Below are 17602 nucleotides of genomic sequence, written 5' to 3'. Positions count from 1 at the left end.
TGGGCGAAACAGCGGAGCGCGACAGCGGCCAGGCCGAGCCCGGACCGGAGCAGCGAAAGGGCGACGACCCGGCGTCGGGTCGGCCAGCGCGGGCCGAGTCGCTGACGGATCTGCTGGGCGGGCGACGCGGTGCCATCGACGCCACCCTGCCGCCGCTGGCGTTCGCGGCGGGCTGGCTGCTCGGCCGGGAGTCGCTGTGGGGCGGGGTCGGCGCGGCGCTGGCCGTGGGTGCGGTGGTGGCCGGCGTACGGCTGCGCCGAGGTGACCGGCCGCGCTCGGTGCTGATCGGGCTGCTGGCTGTCTGCGTCGCGGCGTTGATCGCGGTACGCACCGGCCGGGCCGAGAACTTCTTTCTGGTCCAGGTGCTGTCCAATGCCGCGAGCGCTCTGGCGTGGACAGTCAGCATCGTGGTGCGCTGGCCACTGCTCGGCGTGCTAGTCGGCGCGGTGCTGGGCCAGCGCGCCGGGTGGCGGCGCGACCCGGCGCTGCTGCGCGGCTACGGCCGGGCCAGTTGGGTGTGGACGGCGACCTATCTGCTGCGGCTCGCAGTGTTCGTGCCGCTCTACCTGGGTGGGCAGGTGCTCGCGCTGGTGGTGGCCCGGGTGGCGCTGACCTGGCCGCTGGTCGCCGCGGCGCTGGCGCTGAGCTGGGTGGTGCTGCGGCGCTCGCTGCCGGCCGGGCACCCGGGTCTGCGTCATCCGGTCACACCGCCGCGCTGACCGGCGCGGGCGGGACCGGGCGGGAGCCGGGCAAAAAAGTGGAGAGGCCGCCACGGGGGGAGCGGCCTCTCCGGTGACGTACGTTACTCCGTCACGGACCTCGGTGTGATCCCGCGACGGCCCGAATTTCTGGGCCTTTTCGCGGCTAGCTTCAGTCCGGGCGGTGGGGCGGGCCGGCCGATCCGCTGCGTCGGCCAGATGGCCGGCCCACCCCGGCCTGACCGTGGGTGTCAGGCCGTCCGCCAGCCCAGGTCCGTCGTTCCCCGGACCCGGGCCGGACCCCGGGGTGGGCGGTCCACGCCACCCACCCCGGGTCGTCGTCAGCCGTTCGGGAACAGGCTGCCGTAGTCGGCGTACGCCATGGCGACGTCAGCCTGTGCCCAGAACCGGTGGTAGTTGAAGCTGGGCTCCGCACCACCGTCCAGGTACGCCTGCACCTTGGGCCAGTCCGGGTCGTTCTTGTAGAAGGACCGGATGTCCAGGAAGCTCTTGCCGGCGGCGATGGTGTCGCCGTTCGGCATCTTCCCGGTCCAGCCCGACGGGACGTAGAGGCCCTGCCCGGTGGACGCGTTGTAGACGTCGTCGAAGCGCCGGTAGTCGCCACGCTTCTCGGTGGTGGAGACGCCCTTGGCGTCGCTGGCGGCCGACAGCGCGTCGAGCAGCCCCTTGGCGGTGTCCTTGGCCGCCACGTTGCCCGACTTGGCCGCGTACGCGATCAGGATCCGGGCGTAGGCGGCGGTGACACCGACGTCCTGACCCTTGCTGATGACCTCGACGTGCAGGCCGGTGTTGGGCTGCGGGTTGGACGGGTTCCAGGTGGTCGGCTGGCCGGTCCACGCCATGTCCGACGGGATCGACCAGTTGGTGCCGAGGGTGGTGTTGGCGATCGCCCAGGGCACCCACTTGTCCAGCAGCGCCTTGGCCTTCGCATTGCCGGTCTGCTGGTACAGCTCGGCGATGCGCTGCATCGACCAGGCCTGCATGCCGAACCACTGGTTCGACGGCGGGTCGTTGTAGACCGGGTCGACGTCGTAGAACATGCCGTAGAAGGTGCTGGTGCCGGCCGGCGGCTGGGCGTAGCTACCGTCCCAGCTGTTGGTGGCGCCACCGGCGATGCCGCCCTCGGCGGACTGCAACCAGGTGTAGAACTCCAGCTGCCGCTCGAAGCTCTTGGTCCAGTCGGCGACCGCGGTCGACGACTGCGGCTTGAGCTCCGGGGTGTTGGTCAGCGCCCAGGCCGCGAACGGGTTCTGGTAGCCGAAGTGGTTGTGGCTGGAGCCGATCCGCCAGGACCAGTTCTGGCTGGCGTCGTACGCGCCGCCCCAGGCGTAGTACCAGGACAGCAGGTAGTGCGCCGAGTCCTTGCCGCTGCCGGCGGCGCAGGTGCTGGCCCCGACGCAGTTGCCGATCTTCTTGAAGTACTTGTCGAACATCGCGTACCGCAGGTAGTCGCCCATCTTCGCGGCCTTGGTGATGGTGGCGGCGACGTCGGCCTGCTTGTTCTGCGCCTTGGCCCAGGTCAGCGCCCAGTACGCGGCCTGCACGGCGCGGGCGTCGGCGTCCGGGGCGTTTGTGTACTTCCACTGCTTGGCGGGGGCACCGGTGTCCTTGACGAACAGGTCGAGGTAGCCGTACTGACCGCCGTGCTTGAAGGTGTCGCAGGAGGGCTGCGGAACGGTCTCCCACACCGACTCCTGGGTGCCCCGCTGGAAGGTGTTGATGTATGCCGGCTTGGTGGTGCCGTCACCACAGCGGCCGAAGCCGTAGGTGTTGTCGACGTCCATCAGCCAGTGCATGCCGTAGATGTCGCCGGTGCCGTAGGTGGACTGCAACTCCGAGCGCAGCGGGTCCTGACCGACCGGGACGTTCGGGTTCAGCGCCGAGGGGTACTGGCTGGGCAGGTTGTACTCCGCGGCGTACTGCGGGGTGCCGGCGGAACCTGCGGTCGGCTGATCGGCGTGGGTCGGAATAATATATTTCTCCATCACCGTCCAGGCGTTGTTGAACGGCGCCCAGTTCTGGGTGACCTTGCCGTAGTAGGCCTCCAGCCAGAGCCAGAAGCTGAACGCCTCCGAGGTGGTCTCGTGCCCGTGGTCGGGCGCCTCGACGATAAGCGTCTCCACCGAGTGGTACGGCACGCCCTCGGGGCTGAAGTAGCCCGAGTTCTTGATCTTGCCGTACTGCTCGAGGAACTTCGCGATATAGGCGTTGTCGCCGCCCGGGATGTCGTTGTCGATCTCGGTGGCGCTGACCGCCAGCGAAGCGAGACCGGTGGCGGAGGCGGTGATGGTGGCGGCGCCACCGGCGGTGTCGGTGTCCTCCGCCGCGGCGACCGTGACGGTGACCCCGGTGTTCCAGTTGCTCGGGGTCAACGTGGCAGTGGTCGGCGAGACCGTGACATCGGTGTCGCCGGTGCGGGTGAGCGTGACCGGCACGCTCGCCGTCGGCGCGGCGCTGAGCTTCAGGTTGAAGGTGGCGGTGCCACCCTCGGCGACGCTCACCGCGGACGGCGTGGCGATCAGCGTCGGGCCGGTGGCAGCGCCGACGGTGAACGCCTTCTCGGCGACTCCAATGCCGTTGGCGTTGTCGTACGCCTTGGCCTGGACGGTGTAGCTGCCGGCCGGCAGGTCCTCCTGCGTGTAGGCGTACGGCGCCGAGGTGTCAGTGTTGATCAGCAGGCCGTTGCGGTAGAACTCGACCTTGCTGATCGTCCCGTCCGGGTCGCTGGCGGTGGCGGTCAGCGGCACGTCCGCCGGCGCGGTGAACGGCCCGCTCGGCAGGCTGAGGGAGACCGTCGGCGGCTGGTTGGCCGGGGTGCCGTTGCAGGGCGTGCCGTTGAGGGTGAACGAGGTGGGCTTCGGGTTGCTCCCCGTGTGGGAGCCGTTGAAGCCGATGGTGGTGGAGGCCCCGGTGGCGAGGTTGCCGTTGTACGACTCGTTGGTCGCGGTGACCTCGCTGCCGGACTGGCTGTACCGGGCCGACCAGCCTTGGGTGACCCGCTGGCCGCTGTTCGGGAAGGTCCACTTGAGCGTCCAGTTGCTGACCGGGTCGCCCAGGTTCTTGATGGTGACGTTGGCGGTGAAGCCGGTGTTCCAGTCGTTGGTCGCGTAGACCACGTCGCAGGCGGGTGCGGCCTGTGCGGCGCCGGCGGGCAGGGTCACCCCGCCGATGGCGAGCGCGGCGGCAGCGATGATCGCCACTCGACGGCGTCGTGCCAGTTGTCTCATGTGCGCGGTGTCTCCTCGGACCAGGCCGGGATGGTCCCCGGCGAGGCGCCTGCCCGCGTGGGTGGTGGTCCGCGGGTGTTGTCGAGGCGCCGGGAAGGTGGTCTCCCCCGGGCCCGGCCGGGGTCGGCGGTGCGGCCCGCACGGGAGGGGGTCCCGCCGGCTGATCGGGTGACCGTGACCGGAAGTGGTGCCGCCGGCTGCCCTCGGTGGACCCGCACTCACGCGATGTGGCTCCTGTCGCGTCGAATCGACAGTGTGCCATGGAAGCGCTCCCACAACAAGCGCAGGGAGCGCTGGATCAGCTCCTTGTTTCGATCTCGTTTTGGGGCTTTCACAAAGGCGTGACGGGCGTTACAGTCGCAACATCGGTCGATGGGAGCGCTTCCATCGACAAGGTTCCAACTAGAAGATCGCCGGAACCGTCTCTGACGGGCCCGGGGAACCAGACAGAGGGCCGACGACGGGCCAGCCCGGACGCCGTCGTCAGCCATCGTCCCGCCACATGGAGGGAGGTGGAACCAGAGCCACTCGCGTGGCCCGGCTCCCGCGCGACACACACGGCAGGACCCAAATCTCGCCCGTGTGTGTGCAGTTACGGTGGGGACGGGGGTTGCCCTCCCCCGTCCCCACACTAAACCCCCGTACACGATAGGAAAAGAGGCCGACGGGACAGGCGCGCCGCGCCGCCCGGACGGCCTCGTTCGCTGCTCGGGGCCAGACCCGCCTCCCATCCGCCAGCGCCAACCGTCATGACGGTTGGCTGACCGGCCGGCAGCGCCTGCCCTATCATGGGAGCGCTCCCGAATCTCTTCGGCGGCGGCCCCGTATCCATGAGGAGAATCCATGTCGATACCTATCGGGCCCGCCGGCCCGCTGCGCTTCCCGGACAACTTCGGCTGGGGCGCGGCCACCTCCGCGTACCAGATCGAGGGCGCCGCCAAGGAAGACGGGCGCGGCGAGTCGGTCTGGGACACCTTCAGCCGCGTCCCAGGGCGCACCCGCAACGGCGACACCGGCGACGTGGCCATCGACCACTATCACCGGTACGCCGAGGACCTCGACCTCATGCGCGACCTCGGGTTGCGCAGCTACCGCTTCTCCATCTCCTGGCCACGGATCCAACCCGACGGTGCCGGCGCACCCAACCAGCGCGGGCTCGACTTCTACCGCCGGCTCCTCGACGGCCTGCACGAGCGTGGGATCACCCCGATGGCCACCCTGTTCCACTGGGACCTCCCCCAGGCACTACAGGACGCCGGCGGCTGGGAGTCGCGCGACACCGCCCACCGCTTCGCCGACTACGCCGACGTGGTCTTCCGCGCGCTCGGCGACCGGGTGCCAGCCTGGCTCACCATCAACGAGCCCAAGACCGTGGTGCAGAACGGCTACCTCACCGGCCACCACGCCCCCGGCCGGCAGGACCCGGACGCCGCCTACCTGGTCGCCCACCACCTGCAGCTCGCGCACGGGCTCGCCGTCGGCGCGCTGCGGGACACCGGCAGCGACAGCCGGATCGGCCCCGCGCTCAACCTGCACCCCTGCTACCCCGCCGACGACTCCCCGCAGGCCGCAGCGGCCGCCCACCTCTACGACGCGTACGAGAACCGCCTCTACCTCGACTCCCTGTTCAAGGGCGCGTACCCGGAGGACCTGCTGGCCGACCTGGGCCCGCAGAGCCGGATGGTCCAGGGCATCCGCGACGGCGACCTCGCGATCATCTCCGCGCCGGTCGACCTGCTGGCCGTGCAGTACTACACACCGATCTACGTCACCGCCGACGGCGGCACCGAGCACCGCTGGGCGACCTCCGAGGCCGAGTGGCAGCAGATCTACCCCGAGGGGATCTACGACCTGCTGACCCGGATCACCCGCGACTACGGCCCGATCCCGCTCACCATCACCGAGAACGGGCTGCCCACACCGGACACTCTGGGCGCAGACGACACCGTCCAGGACACCGGTCGGATCAGCTTCCTGCGCGACCACCTCACCGCCGCGCACCGGGCCATCGCCGACGGGGTGCCGCTGGAGAGCTTCCACGTCTGGTCACTGCTGGACAACTTCGAGTGGGACCAGGGATACGACCAGCGCTGGGGCCTGGTCTACGTGGACTACCCCACCCAGCGGCGGGTGCTCAAGAGCAGCGCCACCTGGTACCGATCCGTCATCGCCGACGGCGGCTTCTGAACGCGCCGCCACCCGGACGGCCGGGCCCGGACGGCTCGGCTCCGGTGAGCCGGTGACCGTCCGGGCCTCGGCCGGCTCACTCAGCGGGGCAGCGCCTGCTGCAACTCCGCCCGCAGCGCCGGGGTGAGCATCTCCCCCGCCTGCTTGGCCAGCCGGGCCATCTCGTAGCCCACCACGCCGATGTCCGCGTCACCGGCGGCCAGCGTGGCCAGGATCGAACCGTCGCGTACCTGCATGACCAGGAAATAGCCACGGCCCATCTCGACCACCGTCTGCTTGACGACATCGCCGTCGAACAGCTGGGCCGCACCCGCGGTGATGCTCATCAGCCCGGAGGTCACTGCGGCGAGCTTGTCCGCGTTGTCCCGCGGCAGGTGGTCGGAGATCGCCACCAGCAGCCCGTCGGAGGAGACCACCACCGCGTGCGCCACACCCGGCACCCGCTCCGCGAACGCGCTCACCAGCCAGCTCAGGTCACGCGCCTCCTGGCTCAACGTCGTCACTGTCGTCGTCCCCCTTCGTCGTGCCCCCCGGACGGTGGCACGGATATCTCGGTGGTGTCCTCGGCCTCGGCGCGCCGTACTCCGCTGTAGAGCCGCGAGAGCATGCCGCCGACCGCCTCCGGGTCCGGGTCGGTGCGGGTCGGTGCCGACATCGGTTGTGCCGAACGGGTGACCGCGCTCAACTGCGCCATCGGCACCCGCACCGGCAACCCCCGCTCATTGATGCCGGCGGTCACTGGGACGCTCGGCGGCGCCGCCGGTGCGGGCACCGCCGGCGCGGTCGGGCCCTGCCGCGAATACCAGCCCCCGCCGGCACCACGAGCACCGGCCGGGGTCAACACGTCCTCGGCGCGCACCGGCACCGGGCGGCCCTGACGCGGCACGGCGACGCCCGGCGGGCGACCAGCCACCGGCAGGTCCCGCGCCGCGACGCCCGGACCGGGGCCATCGGTCTCCCGGCCCACCCCGGACTGCGAGACCACTCCCCGAGCCGCGCTCGTCGCCAGCATCCGCGCCGGCGCGGGCGAATCCAGCTCCACCGGGGCGCCCGCCGGGGCCAGCAACACCGCGGGCAAGGCCAGCCGTGCGACCAGGCCGGACTCGCCGCCGTCCAACCACACCCGTACGCCCAACCGGGCGGCCAGGTGGCTGACCACGAAGTGCCCCATCCGCTCCACCGTCGCGACGTCCGCGGCCGGCGGGCTGGCCAGCACCTCGTTCGCCTGGACCAGCGCGGCCGGGCTCATGCCCAGGCCCCGGTCGACGATCTCGATCACCGGATTTCCCGCCTCGACCCGGGCGGTCACCACCACGACGGTGTCCGGGCGGGAGAAGGCCGTGGCGTTCTCCAGCAGCTCGGCCAGCAGGTGCACCAACTCGCCGACGGCGTGCCCGACCACGTGCACGTCGGCAACCGAGTCGATCTGGACCCGCTGGTACTGCTCGATCTCCGCGGCGGCGGCCAGCAGCACCGCACCGAGGCCGACCGGCCGGTTCCACCGACGGGTGGAGTCACTGCCGGCGAGCACCAGCAAGCTCTCGTCGTTACGGCGCATCCGGGCGGCCAGGTGATCGAGCTTGAACAGGTTCTCCAGCTGGTCCGGGTCGGCCTCCTCGCGCTCCAGGTCGTCCAGCAGCTCCAGCTGTCGCTCCACCAGCACCTGGCTGCGGCGGGCCAGGTTGACGAACATCGCGTTGACGTTGCGCCGCATGAGCGCCTGCTCGACGGCGACCGTGACCGCGCTACGGTGCACCGCCACGAACGCCTCGGCCAGCTCGCCGATCTCGTCGAGCGAACGGACCACCGCTGGCGCGACCTCGATGCGGGGCACCCCACCGGTGACGGTCTTCAACCGGTCCAGCGCGTCGGGCAACTCGACCTGGGCGATCCGCAGCGCCTGGCTGCGCAGCAACCGCATCGACCGGGCGACCGACCGCCCGATGAACAACGAGATCAGCAGGGCGGCCAGCAGAACCGTGACGACCCCGCCGACGACCAGCAGGGTCGTCCGCAGCTGACCGTCGCTGGCCTCGTCGGCCTGCCGCACGGCGTCGTCCAGCACACCCGCCTCAAGCTGACGCAGCAACTCCTGGCGCTGCTGGCTGGCCGACCACCACTGCTCGGACGGCAGCACCTGCGGCGACGCGCCGCCATAGGAGAGGCTGCGCTCCTCCAGCCCGGTGGCGACCAGGAACATCGGCGACACCGACGTCTCGTCGTACCGGCGGATCTGATCGTTGGTCGCGGCCACCCGGAACGCGCCGAGCGCGGTGAGTTGCTGACCACGCAGGTCGGCGAGGACCACCCGGTCCTCGGTGCCATACCCACCGGAGCGGGCGGCGCTGTAGAGCTGGGCCCGCACCCGGGAGGAGAGTTCCTTGACCCGGGCCAGCTGGACGTAGCGCAGCACCGAGTCGTTCAACGCCGGCTGATTCTGACCCGGCTTCGGCTCGGCGAGCAGGTCGAGCAGCGCGCCGATGGCCCGGTGGTAGTTGCTCAGGATGGTGTCGCTGCTGAGCACCGCCGGCGGAATCGCCGGACGGATGTCGACCACCTGGTCGTACGCCTCCAACGCCTCGGAGAAGGCGACCCGCCAGGACGCGTCCGCGTCCGCCAGCGGCTCGGCGGCCCGGCTGAGGTCCACGATGGCCTTGTCGGTGGCCTCCTGCAACGGCTTCAGATCGGCCGTCGCGGTCTGCCGGTCGCCACCCTTACGCAGCTCAGCCAGCTCACCCGCCGAGCGGTCGCGCTCCTGCTGGAGCCCGTGCACCGCAGCGGTGATCTGCCGGCCGATGCCGACCTGGCTGGAGAAGTCACTCAACGCCGTCGTCTGCCCCACCAGCGCACTGGTCTGCACACCGGCGAGCACCACGAATGCCACCGACGGCACCACCAGCACGGTGGCGAGCTTCGTGCTCATCCGCCAGTCGCGCAACCGGAACGGCGACCGCCGTCGATGCGGAACAACTCGGACGTCGAAGCGACGTCGGCGGTGGCTCGACACCGCGCCGTTCGCCGGGTCGGGACCTGCCGCCACCCTGCCTCCTCCGTCCTACCGCGTCCACCGCGGTCGGGGGAGCGCGGTCCATCCAACCAGGCTCCCTACCGCTGTCAACGGCCCGGGCCAGGCGGAGGTTCAGGAAGAATACTGCGGGTGCGAACGTCCTGCCGTGGTCGGCAAAACCAGCTCGTCCGTCCGGCTGATGTCGGCGAGCTCGTTCGCCGCTTCGAACCGCCCCAGCGCCACCAACGCGGCACCGGTGGCGCCGATTTCCGCGTTGCGCTGATGCGACACCGGTCGCGGTGCGAGCGCGGTGGCGAAGGCCTGCCGCCACCACGCCGAGGCGGCCACCGCGCCGCCGCCCAGCACCACACCGACCGGCTTGTCGATTGTGGACTCCAACACCCCGAGATCCTCGGCGACCAGCTCACACAGCCCCTGCATCAGCCCGGCCAGGATGTCGACCGAGGTGGTGCTGAAGCTGAGGCCGCTCAGCTGACCGCTGCCCGCCGGTGCCAGGCCGGGCGCCCGGTCGCCACCGAAGCGGGGGTTCGCCGGGCGGCCGCCGCCCGGGGGCAGCAGGGCCAGCGCCTTGTCCAACTCGGCGCCGCTTGGCAACCGCAGCTCCCGGTTCGCCCAGGCGAACAGGTTGCCCCCGTTGGCGTACGCGGCCCCGGTCACCACGTGGTCGTGGTCGACCCGGTAACGCCACAGCCGTTCGGGGAGGCGGGGCATCGGTTCGCCGGCCGGGATCCGCTGCATCAGCCGTACGGCCGCCGAGGTGCCCACGGTGACGGCGGCCCGGCTCGGGTCGACGCAGCCTGAGCCGACGTTCGACGCCCCACCGTCGCCCACCGGCGGTGACCACCGGGCCTGCGCCAACTGCGGCCACCGACGGGCCAGGTCGACCCGGAGCCGGCCGTGCCAATCCAGCTCGGCGAGGGGCGGCAGGTCCTGGGGTCGTGCCCCGGCCAGCGTCAACGCCTCCTCGTCCCACCGCAGGGTGCCCAGGTCCAACAGACCGGTCCCGGAGGCCTGGGAGATCGACATGGGCGCCGTGTCGAGCAGCTCACCCAGCACGTACTCGGGCAGGCCGACGAATCGGGCGATCGGGGCTCCGGAGTGCTCGCGCAACCAGGGCAGCCGCATCGACCAGTACGAACGGTGCCACCAACAGCCGGTGCGCTGGTGGAAGCCGTCCGGGTCGGCCGGCCCGGCGGTGCCGCCGACCGGGGCGGGCCGGGTGTCCAGCCAGGTGATCACCGGGCCCATCGGGGTGCCCTCGCGGTCCAGCGGGAGCACCGAGTGCCACTGGGCGGAGACCGCCACCAGGTCGACCTCGTGCAGATGCCCCGCATCGGCCAGCTCGTCCAGGCACTCGACCAGGCTCGCCAGATAGTCCCGACCGGACAGCGTGCCGGTGCCGTCGTCGCCGATGGCGAGATCGACCTTGCGACGGGCCAGGGCACCGGGCAGCGGCCGGGTGTCCGCGTCCAGCACCAGCCCACGTACCGATGAGGTGCCCAGGTCCAGCGCGAGAATGTTCATCGCCGGTCAAGTTACCCGGTGTCAGCCGGGCCACGGGCGCGTAGGGTGGATCACATGCTCGCGCACCTGACCAGTTGGTGGCCCGCCGACCCGGCGGCCATCTCCCGCGCGTAGCTCCATCCACGCGGCCGCCATCGAGGCGGTCGCCGGATCTCCCGGCCCAGGATGACCGCCCTGACGGCGGCGCCCGGCATGACGGAGACACCCGATGACCCACCTGACCGACCTGCTCGCCGCCGTCGCCCACGGCGTCGACCCCGGCCCCTTCGCGCTGCTGCGCCGCGACGGCGCGGACGAACTGGACCTCTTCACCGGCCCGGTCGACACCGTCGAGGGGCTCACCGACATTCCGCTGCCGCCGGGCCCGCCCGGGTCACAGGCGCTGGCCCTGGTGCCGTTCCGGCAGATCACCGAGCGCGGCTTCGCCTGCGTCGACGACGGTGCCCCGCTGGAGTTCCTTCAGGTCCGCGAGCACCAGCGGATCACGCTGGCCGACGTCCTCGCCGCGCTGCCCGACGAGCCGGTCCACACCATTGACGTCGGCTTCGACGTCAGCGACGAGGAGTACGCGCGAACCGTCCAGCGGGTGCTGTCCGAGGAGATCGGTCGGGGCGAGGGCGCAAACTTCGTCATCCACCGGGCCCTGCACGCCACCGTGCAGGGCCCGCCGGTGGGGGCCGCACTGGCCGCGCTGCGCCGGCTGCTCATCGCCGAGCGCGGCGCGTACTGGACGTTCGTGGTGCACACCGGCGCGCGGACGCTTGTCGGCGCCAGCCCGGAGCGGCACGTAAGCGTCGAGGACGGACTGGTGATGATGAACCCGATCAGCGGCACCTTCCGCTGCCCCGGTGGCGTCGCGGACCGGGCGGCCCTGCTGCGCTTCCTCGCCGACCCGAAGGAGGTCGAGGAGCTGTACATGGTGCTCGACGAGGAGCTGAAGATGATGGCCACCGTCGCCGAGCACGGCGGGCAGGTGATCGGGCCGTACCTGAAGGAGATGTCACACCTGGCGCACACCGAGTACCTGCTCGCCGGGCGGGGCACCCGCGACGTGCGGGAGGTGCTGCGCGAGACGATGTTCGCCCCCACCGTGACGGGCAGCCCGATCGAGAACGCCTGCCGGGTGATCGCCCGGCACGAGCACCGGGGCCGGGGCTACTACGCCGGCGTGCTGGCGCTGCTCGGCCACGACGAGGCCGGCCGGCAGACGCTCGATGCCCCGATCCTGATCCGGACCGCCGAGATCTCCCCCACCGGACAACTGCGGGTGCCGGTCGGCGCGACCCTGGTCCGACACTCGACGGCGGCCGGCGAGGTGGCCGAGACCCACGCCAAGGCCGCCGGTGTGCTGGCCGCGCTCGGCCTCGGCCCGGCGGCGTCCGTCGGCGAGGGCGGGCCGATCACGCGGCTGGCCGACGACCCTGCGGTACGCGAGGCGCTGGCCGCGCGCAACGCACCGCTGGCGCGGTTCTGGCTGGACCAGCGGGCACCGCACGCGCCTGGACTGCCCGGGCTGGTCGGCCGCCGGGTGTTGATCGTGGACGCCGAGGACACCTTCACCGGGATGCTGGCCCACCAACTGAGCGCGTTGGGTCTCGCGGTGACCACCCGGCCGTGGCAGGAGGACGGCCCCGTCGACGACTACGACCTGGTGGTGGCCGGTCCCGGCCCGGGTGACCCGCGCCGCGTGGACGAGCCGAAGATGGTGGCGCTGCGGGAGCTGCTGACCGGGCTGCTGGCGACCGGCCGCCCCACCCTCGCGGTCTGCCTCGGCCATCAGGTGCTGGCCGGGCTGCTGGGGCTGGCGCTGCACCGCCGGGAGGCGCCCTATCAGGGGTTGCAGCGGGAGGTGTCGGTGTTCGGCCGGGCCCGCCGGGTCGGCTTCTACTCGACGTTCACCGCCCTCGGCGAAGCCGACCGGCTGGCCACCGCGTACGGGCCGGTGGAGCTGGCCCGGGACCCGGGCGACGGCGCCGTGCACGCCCTGCGTGGGCGCGGCTTCGCCGGGGTGCAGTTCCACCCGGAGTCGGTGCTCAGCCCGGACGGGCTCGCCGTGCTGACCGAGCTGTTGACCGATCTGCTGCCGGCGTCTCACCCCGACGAGCTGTCCGCGGCGCGCGGCGGTGCATAGTCGCCCTGGCTCGGGGGTAGGGCTTGGATCGACCGGTGGCGCGGACGGGCCGAGAGCCCCCGCCCGCGTCACCGGTCGCCGGTCAGCCGGCCAACCCCGCCTTCAGCGCGGCCCCCATCAACACCGCACGACGGGCGGTGAGCGCGCAGGCCCCGAGCGCCACGGCGTCCGGGGCGATCTCCCCGTTGTTGCTGGTGTGCGAGGCGCCGTACGGGTTTCCGGCGATGAACTGGCTGGTGTCGGTGTAACCGGGGGTAACCACGACACCGCCCCAGTGGTAGAAGACGTTGAAGAGCGAAGTCAGCGTGGTCTCCTGCCCCCCGTGCGAGGTGCCCGTCGAGGTGAAGGCGGCGTAGACCTTGTCGACAAGTGCGCCCTGCGACCAGAGCGGGCCGGAGGTGTCGATGAACTGCTTCAGCTGGGCGGCGATCATGCCGTACCGGGTCGGCGCACCGAAGATCACCACGTCGGCCCAGGCGAGGTCGTCGAGCATCGCCTCGGGCACATCCTGGGTCTCCATGTGGTGCGCGTGCCAACCGGAGTTGGAGCGGATCGCCTCGTCCGGCGCCAACTCGCGCACCTTGCGCAGACGCACCTCGGCGCCGGCATCCCCAGCGGCCTCGCACACGGCCTGCGCCATCTGGTAGGTCGTGCCGGTGGCGCTGTAGTAGATCACCGCTACCTTGGTCTGGGCAGCCATCAGGGTGTCCCTTCTCGTCTCGGATCAGCTCCCGCGACTACCCGCTGCCGGCGCGCTCTAACGACCGGCCCAGGCGCTCCCAGAGACCGATCCGCCGGCTCAAGTTTTCCGCAACTTCCCGGTCGTTACGGCCCGACGCCCCGCGCGGACGGCGATCCTGATGCCATCGGTGCCGGCGGGATCACGCCGCCGCCCCGCACCGGGCACCTGAACGGGGGATCGCGCTCCGCCGGCGATGGCGCCGGCGTAGCGCGATCAGGGGACCGCCCGCCGAGCCGAGTGGCGACCGGGGGGGTCAGTCGAGCTTGTCGCGCAGCTTGTCCACCTGGGTCTGGAGGCGATCCACCGCGCTGTCGTTGTTGACGAACGTGGTGATTCCGGCGGCCAGACCGAGGCCGAGCAGCACGGCCAGGATGCTGAGCACCAGGCCACCGATCGACACGCCACGACCGGTTACCCCGGGTCGGCGCGCCATCTTGAGGCCGACGATGCCGAGGATGATCCCGATGATGCCGAGCACCAGCCCCAGCCAGGCGAGGATCGCCGTCAACACGCTGAACAGACCGGCCACTCCGAACACCAGGGCGAAGGTCGCTGCGGCGCTCGTCTTCGCGCGGGCGTCCCCCCGATGGCTGCGGGACCCGGCCGGTACGCCGGCACCCCGGGCCGGCTCGCTTGCGGCAGTCATGAGACTTCCTTCCCGTACGCGCGGCGCGCGCACTTGCGGCCAGCCGCTTTCCCCCGACGAGGGCCGTTACGCCTCCCGTCGGCAGGAGTGTCGGTGCTCGGTTCTAGGCTGGCCGCCCGGCCACCGAAGGGAACGCCCTGATGCCTGCAGACCTCAGCGCGGCCGACGCGTTGGCGCTGCGGATGACCAGCCTGCTGCTGCGTCCACATCCCAGCGCCCGACCCGGCACCGTCGCCGAAGTCGTCGAGTGGTTCGGTGCCATGCAGGCACAGGACCTGGCCAGCGGGTTGTGGTCGCTGGGCGCCCGGCTCCCCGGTCAGACGATGGCCGACGTGCAGGCGGCGTTGGAGCGGCGCGACGCGCTGCGCACCTGGCCGATGCGCGGCACCGTGCACCTCGTCCCGCCCGCCGACGCGCGCTGGATGTTGGCGCTGACCGGCGTACGATCGCTGGCCGGCGCGGCGACCCGGCGGGCGCAGCTGGGGCTCACCGAGGCCGACGCCGACCGGGCCGTGGATGTCCTCGGCGCCGCCTTGGTCGGCGGCGGCCGGCTGACCCGCGCGCAGTGCCTGGCCACCCTGCGCGACGCGGGTCTGAGCACCGATGGGCAGCGTGGTTACCACCTGCTGTGGTTCGCCAGCGTCCGTGGCGTGACCTGCGTGGCGCCGAACGTCGGCACCGAGCAGACCTTCGCCCTGCTCGACGAGTGGGCGCCCGATCCTCGCCGGCTGGAGCGGGACGAGGCGCTGGCCCTGCTCGCCCACCGCTACGTGCGCGGGCACGGCCCGGTCACCGACCGCGAGTTCGCCGGGTGGAGCGGCCTTACCCTGACCGACGCCCGGCGCGGCCTGGCCGCCACCGCCGACGCGCTGAGCACGGTACGGGTCGACGGCGAGCCGATGTACGTCGACGCGGCGCTGGCCGACGCGCCGCGCACCTCGCCGGACGACGTGCTGGCGCTGCCCGGCTTCGACGAGTACCTGCTCGGCTTCCGGGATCGCACGTTGATGCTCGATCCCGCCCACCAGGCGGCCGTGGTGCCGGGCAACAACGGCATCTTCCAGGCCACCGTGGTCCGCGCCGGTCGGGTGGTGGGCGTGTGGAAGCGCAAGATCGGCCGCACCGCGGTCACCGTGACGATCCAGCCGGTCACAACGCTAGACGTAGCCGTACGAGCCCGGGTGGAGCAGGCCCTCGGCCGCTACGCCGACTTCCTCGGGCTGCCGGCCCGCGTCGACTGGCTAACCTAACCGCCGCGCCGATCTTGCACTTTCTGTCCCGAAACAAGGGATATTCCACCTATAGCGGCAACCGAAAATGCAAGATCGGCGCGAGCTGGCCGTCAGTCGGCGAGCGCGCCGGCGGCCCGACCCTCGTGCAGGGTCAGGTTGCGGCCGGTGCCCGGGTCGAACAGGTGGATCTTCTCCAGGTTGAACCAGACCCGCCGGGTCTGCCCCTCGGCGACCGTGGACTCGGCGGAGAGCCGGGTCACCAGGTTGCCGCCGGCACCGGCGAAGTCGGCGGCGCCCGCGTCGGCGGCCAACTCCTCCAACTCGGCGGCGCTGGCCTTCTCACCCTCGACCGTGAAGTAGACGTACTTGTCCGAGCCCATCGACTCGACGATGTCCACCGGCGCCTCGAACTCCATGCCCCGCCGACGGGTGTCGTCGTCGACAAGCTCGGCGTCCTCGAAGTGCTCGGGCCGGATGCCGAGGATCAGCTCGCGGGGCGCGTCGGCGGACTCCAACTCCCGGCGGACCCGGTCACCGAGCGGCACCTCACCGAGGGCGGTGTGCAGCCCGCCGTCCTGCACGGCGGCGTGCAGGAAGTTCATCGACGGGGAGCCGATGAACCCGGCCACGAAGAGGTTGCGCGGGTGGTCGTACAGCTCCTGCGGTGGCCCAACCTGCTGCACCGCACCCCCGCGCATGATCACCACGCGGTCGCCGAGGGTCATCGCCTCGGTCTGGTCGTGGGTGACATAGACGGTGGTGGTGCCGAGCTGCTTCTGCAACCGGGACACCACCGTGCGCATCTGCACCCGCAGCTTGGCGTCGAGGTTGGACAGCGGCTCGTCCATCAGGAACGCCTTCGGCTGGCGGACGATCGCCCGGCCCATCGCCACCCGCTGGCGCTGCCCACCGGAGAGGTTGGCCGGCTTGCGGTCCAGCAGCGAGGTCAGCTCCAGCACCTTCGCCGCCTCGTCGACCTTCCGGTTGATGGTCTCCTTGTCGAGTTTGGCCAACCGCAGCGGGAACGCCATGTTCTCCCGCACGGTCATGTTCGGGTACAGCGCGTACGACTGGAACACCATCGCGATGTCCCGGTCCCGGGGAGCCTTGTCGTTGACCCGCTGCCCGGCGATGCGCAGCTCACCGGAGCTGATGTCCTCCAGCCCGGCGATCATGTTGAGAGTGGTGGACTTTCCACAGCCGGAGGGCCCGACCAGGATCACGAACTCGCCGTCGGCGATCTCCAGGTCGACGTCCTGCACGGCGACGGTCCCGTCCGGGAAGCTCTTGCTCACCTTGTCCAGCACGATGTCAGCCATGACTACTCACCTATCCCTTGACTGCGCCGGAGGTCAGACCGGACACGATGCGACGCTGGAAGAAGAGGACGAACAGGATGATCGGCACGGTGATCACCACGGCGGCGGCGCAGATCGCCCCGGTGGGATCCTCGAACTGCGACTCGCCGGTGAAGAACGACAGGGCGACCGGCACCGTACGAGCGCGTTCGGTGGAGGTCAGCGTGATGGCGAAGAGGAAGTCGTTCCAGCAGAAGATGAAGACCAGGATCGCCGTGGTGAACAACCCCGGCGCGGCCAGCGGGGCGATGACCCGCCGGAACGCCTGCCCCTGGGTGGCGCCGTCCATCTTCGCCGCCTTCTCCAAATCCCAGGGGATCTGCTTGAAGAACGCCGACAGCGTGTAGATCGCCAGCGGCAGCGCGAAGGTGATGTACGGCAGGATCAGGCCGGGCCAGGTGTCGAAGATCTTGAGCTGACGCTCGATCTCGAACAACGGCGACACCAGTGACACCTGCGGGAACATCGCGATCAGCAGGGAGACGCCGACCAGCAGCTTCTTGCCGGGGAAGTCCAGCCGACTGATCGCGTACGCGGCCATCGCGCCGAGCACCACCGCGATCAGCGTGGCGATCAGCGCGATGCCGATCGAGTTGATCAGCGCTCGGACGAACTGATCGGTGTCGAAGATCGTCTTGTAGTTGTCAAGCGTCCACTCCCGGGGGATGAAGTTCCCGTCGGTGAGGGTGGCCGGCGTCTTGAACGACAGCGACGCGATCCACAGCACCGGGATGAGCGCGAAGACGACCACGAGGACGTCGAGCAGACCCCAGCGCAGCTTTGCCCTGGTCGTGGTTTCGACAGCCAT

Annotated in this window: 12 protein-coding genes; 4 read left to right on the top strand and 8 right to left on the bottom strand. The window is 71.1% G+C overall.

The window, feature by feature from the left end:
* The first annotated feature begins 101 nt into the window (after nt 1-101).
* Nucleotides 102-719, top strand: a complete 618-nt coding sequence (locus IF46_RS0127150) for a DUF3159 domain-containing protein (RefSeq protein ID WP_051724218.1) — start codon at nt 102-104, stop codon at nt 717-719.
* Between the two features lie 320 nt (nt 720-1039).
* Here the strand turns inward: IF46_RS0127150 and IF46_RS0127145 are convergent, their stop codons facing one another.
* Complete coding sequence (locus IF46_RS0127145) at nt 1040-3946, bottom strand: glycoside hydrolase family 48 protein (protein ID WP_030491228.1); 2907 nt, start codon at nt 3944-3946, stop codon at nt 1040-1042.
* An 843-nt stretch (nt 3947-4789) separates the two neighbouring features.
* Between IF46_RS0127145 and IF46_RS0127140 the strand changes: the two genes are divergently transcribed.
* Nucleotides 4790-6133, top strand: a complete 1344-nt coding sequence (locus IF46_RS0127140) for a GH1 family beta-glucosidase (RefSeq protein ID WP_030491227.1) — start codon at nt 4790-4792, stop codon at nt 6131-6133.
* Between the two features lie 80 nt (nt 6134-6213).
* Here the strand turns inward: IF46_RS0127140 and IF46_RS0127135 are convergent, their stop codons facing one another.
* The 3 genes from IF46_RS0127135 to IF46_RS0127125 all read right to left on the bottom strand — a co-directional run bounded on the left by IF46_RS0127135 (nt 6214) and on the right by IF46_RS0127125 (nt 10685).
* A complete protein-coding gene (locus tag IF46_RS0127135; RefSeq protein ID WP_198041555.1) occupies nt 6214-6627 on the bottom strand; it encodes a roadblock/LC7 domain-containing protein in 414 nt (137 codons plus the stop codon).
* 5 nt (nt 6628-6632) lie between these two features.
* Nucleotides 6633-9173, bottom strand: coding sequence for a nitrate- and nitrite sensing domain-containing protein (locus IF46_RS0127130; RefSeq protein WP_030491225.1), 2541 nt, complete (start codon nt 9171-9173; stop codon nt 6633-6635).
* Nucleotides 9174-9272: 99 nt separating this feature from the next.
* Nucleotides 9273-10685, bottom strand: a complete 1413-nt coding sequence (locus tag IF46_RS0127125) for an FGGY family carbohydrate kinase (protein WP_030491224.1) — start codon at nt 10683-10685, stop codon at nt 9273-9275.
* A 208-nt stretch (nt 10686-10893) separates the two neighbouring features.
* Between IF46_RS0127125 and IF46_RS0127120 the strand changes: the two genes are divergently transcribed.
* The gene (locus IF46_RS0127120) at nt 10894-12816 is read left to right on the top strand and encodes an anthranilate synthase family protein (protein ID WP_030491223.1); all 1923 of its coding nucleotides are present in this window, start codon (nt 10894-10896) and stop codon (nt 12814-12816) included.
* 82 nt (nt 12817-12898) lie between these two features.
* On the opposite strand, the gene wrbA is transcribed toward IF46_RS0127120, so the two are convergent.
* Both wrbA and IF46_RS0127110 read right to left on the bottom strand, forming a co-directional pair.
* Nucleotides 12899-13516 carry an NAD(P)H:quinone oxidoreductase gene (wrbA, locus tag IF46_RS0127115; RefSeq protein WP_030491222.1) on the bottom strand — a complete coding sequence of 206 codons (618 nt, stop codon included), beginning with the start codon at nt 13514-13516 and terminating at the stop codon, nt 12899-12901.
* Nucleotides 13517-13811: 295 nt separating this feature from the next.
* Nucleotides 13812-14204 (bottom strand): hypothetical protein, encoded by a 393-nt coding sequence (locus IF46_RS0127110; RefSeq protein ID WP_030491221.1) that lies wholly within the window; start codon nt 14202-14204, stop codon nt 13812-13814.
* Nucleotides 14205-14344: 140 nt separating this feature from the next.
* Between IF46_RS0127110 and IF46_RS0127105 the strand changes: the two genes are divergently transcribed.
* Nucleotides 14345-15454 (top strand): winged helix DNA-binding domain-containing protein, encoded by a 1110-nt coding sequence (locus IF46_RS0127105; RefSeq protein ID WP_030491220.1) that lies wholly within the window; start codon nt 14345-14347, stop codon nt 15452-15454.
* Nucleotides 15455-15546: 92 nt separating this feature from the next.
* On the opposite strand, the gene IF46_RS0127100 is transcribed toward IF46_RS0127105, so the two are convergent.
* Nucleotides 15547-16755 carry an ABC transporter ATP-binding protein gene (locus tag IF46_RS0127100; protein ID WP_030491219.1) on the bottom strand — a complete coding sequence of 403 codons (1209 nt, stop codon included), beginning with the start codon at nt 16753-16755 and terminating at the stop codon, nt 15547-15549.
* Nucleotides 16756-16765: 10 nt separating this feature from the next.
* Entirely contained in the window at nt 16766-17602 is an 837-nt protein-coding gene (locus tag IF46_RS0127095) for a carbohydrate ABC transporter permease (protein WP_030491218.1), read from the bottom strand.

It is taken from the genome of Micromonospora chokoriensis (assembly GCF_000718555.1).
In the GTDB taxonomy this organism is placed as follows: Bacteria; Actinomycetota; Actinomycetes; order Mycobacteriales; family Micromonosporaceae; genus Micromonospora; species Micromonospora chokoriensis_B.
The sequence above is the reverse complement of the archived record's forward strand: the minus strand, read 5'-3'. Positions and strand labels throughout refer to the sequence as shown.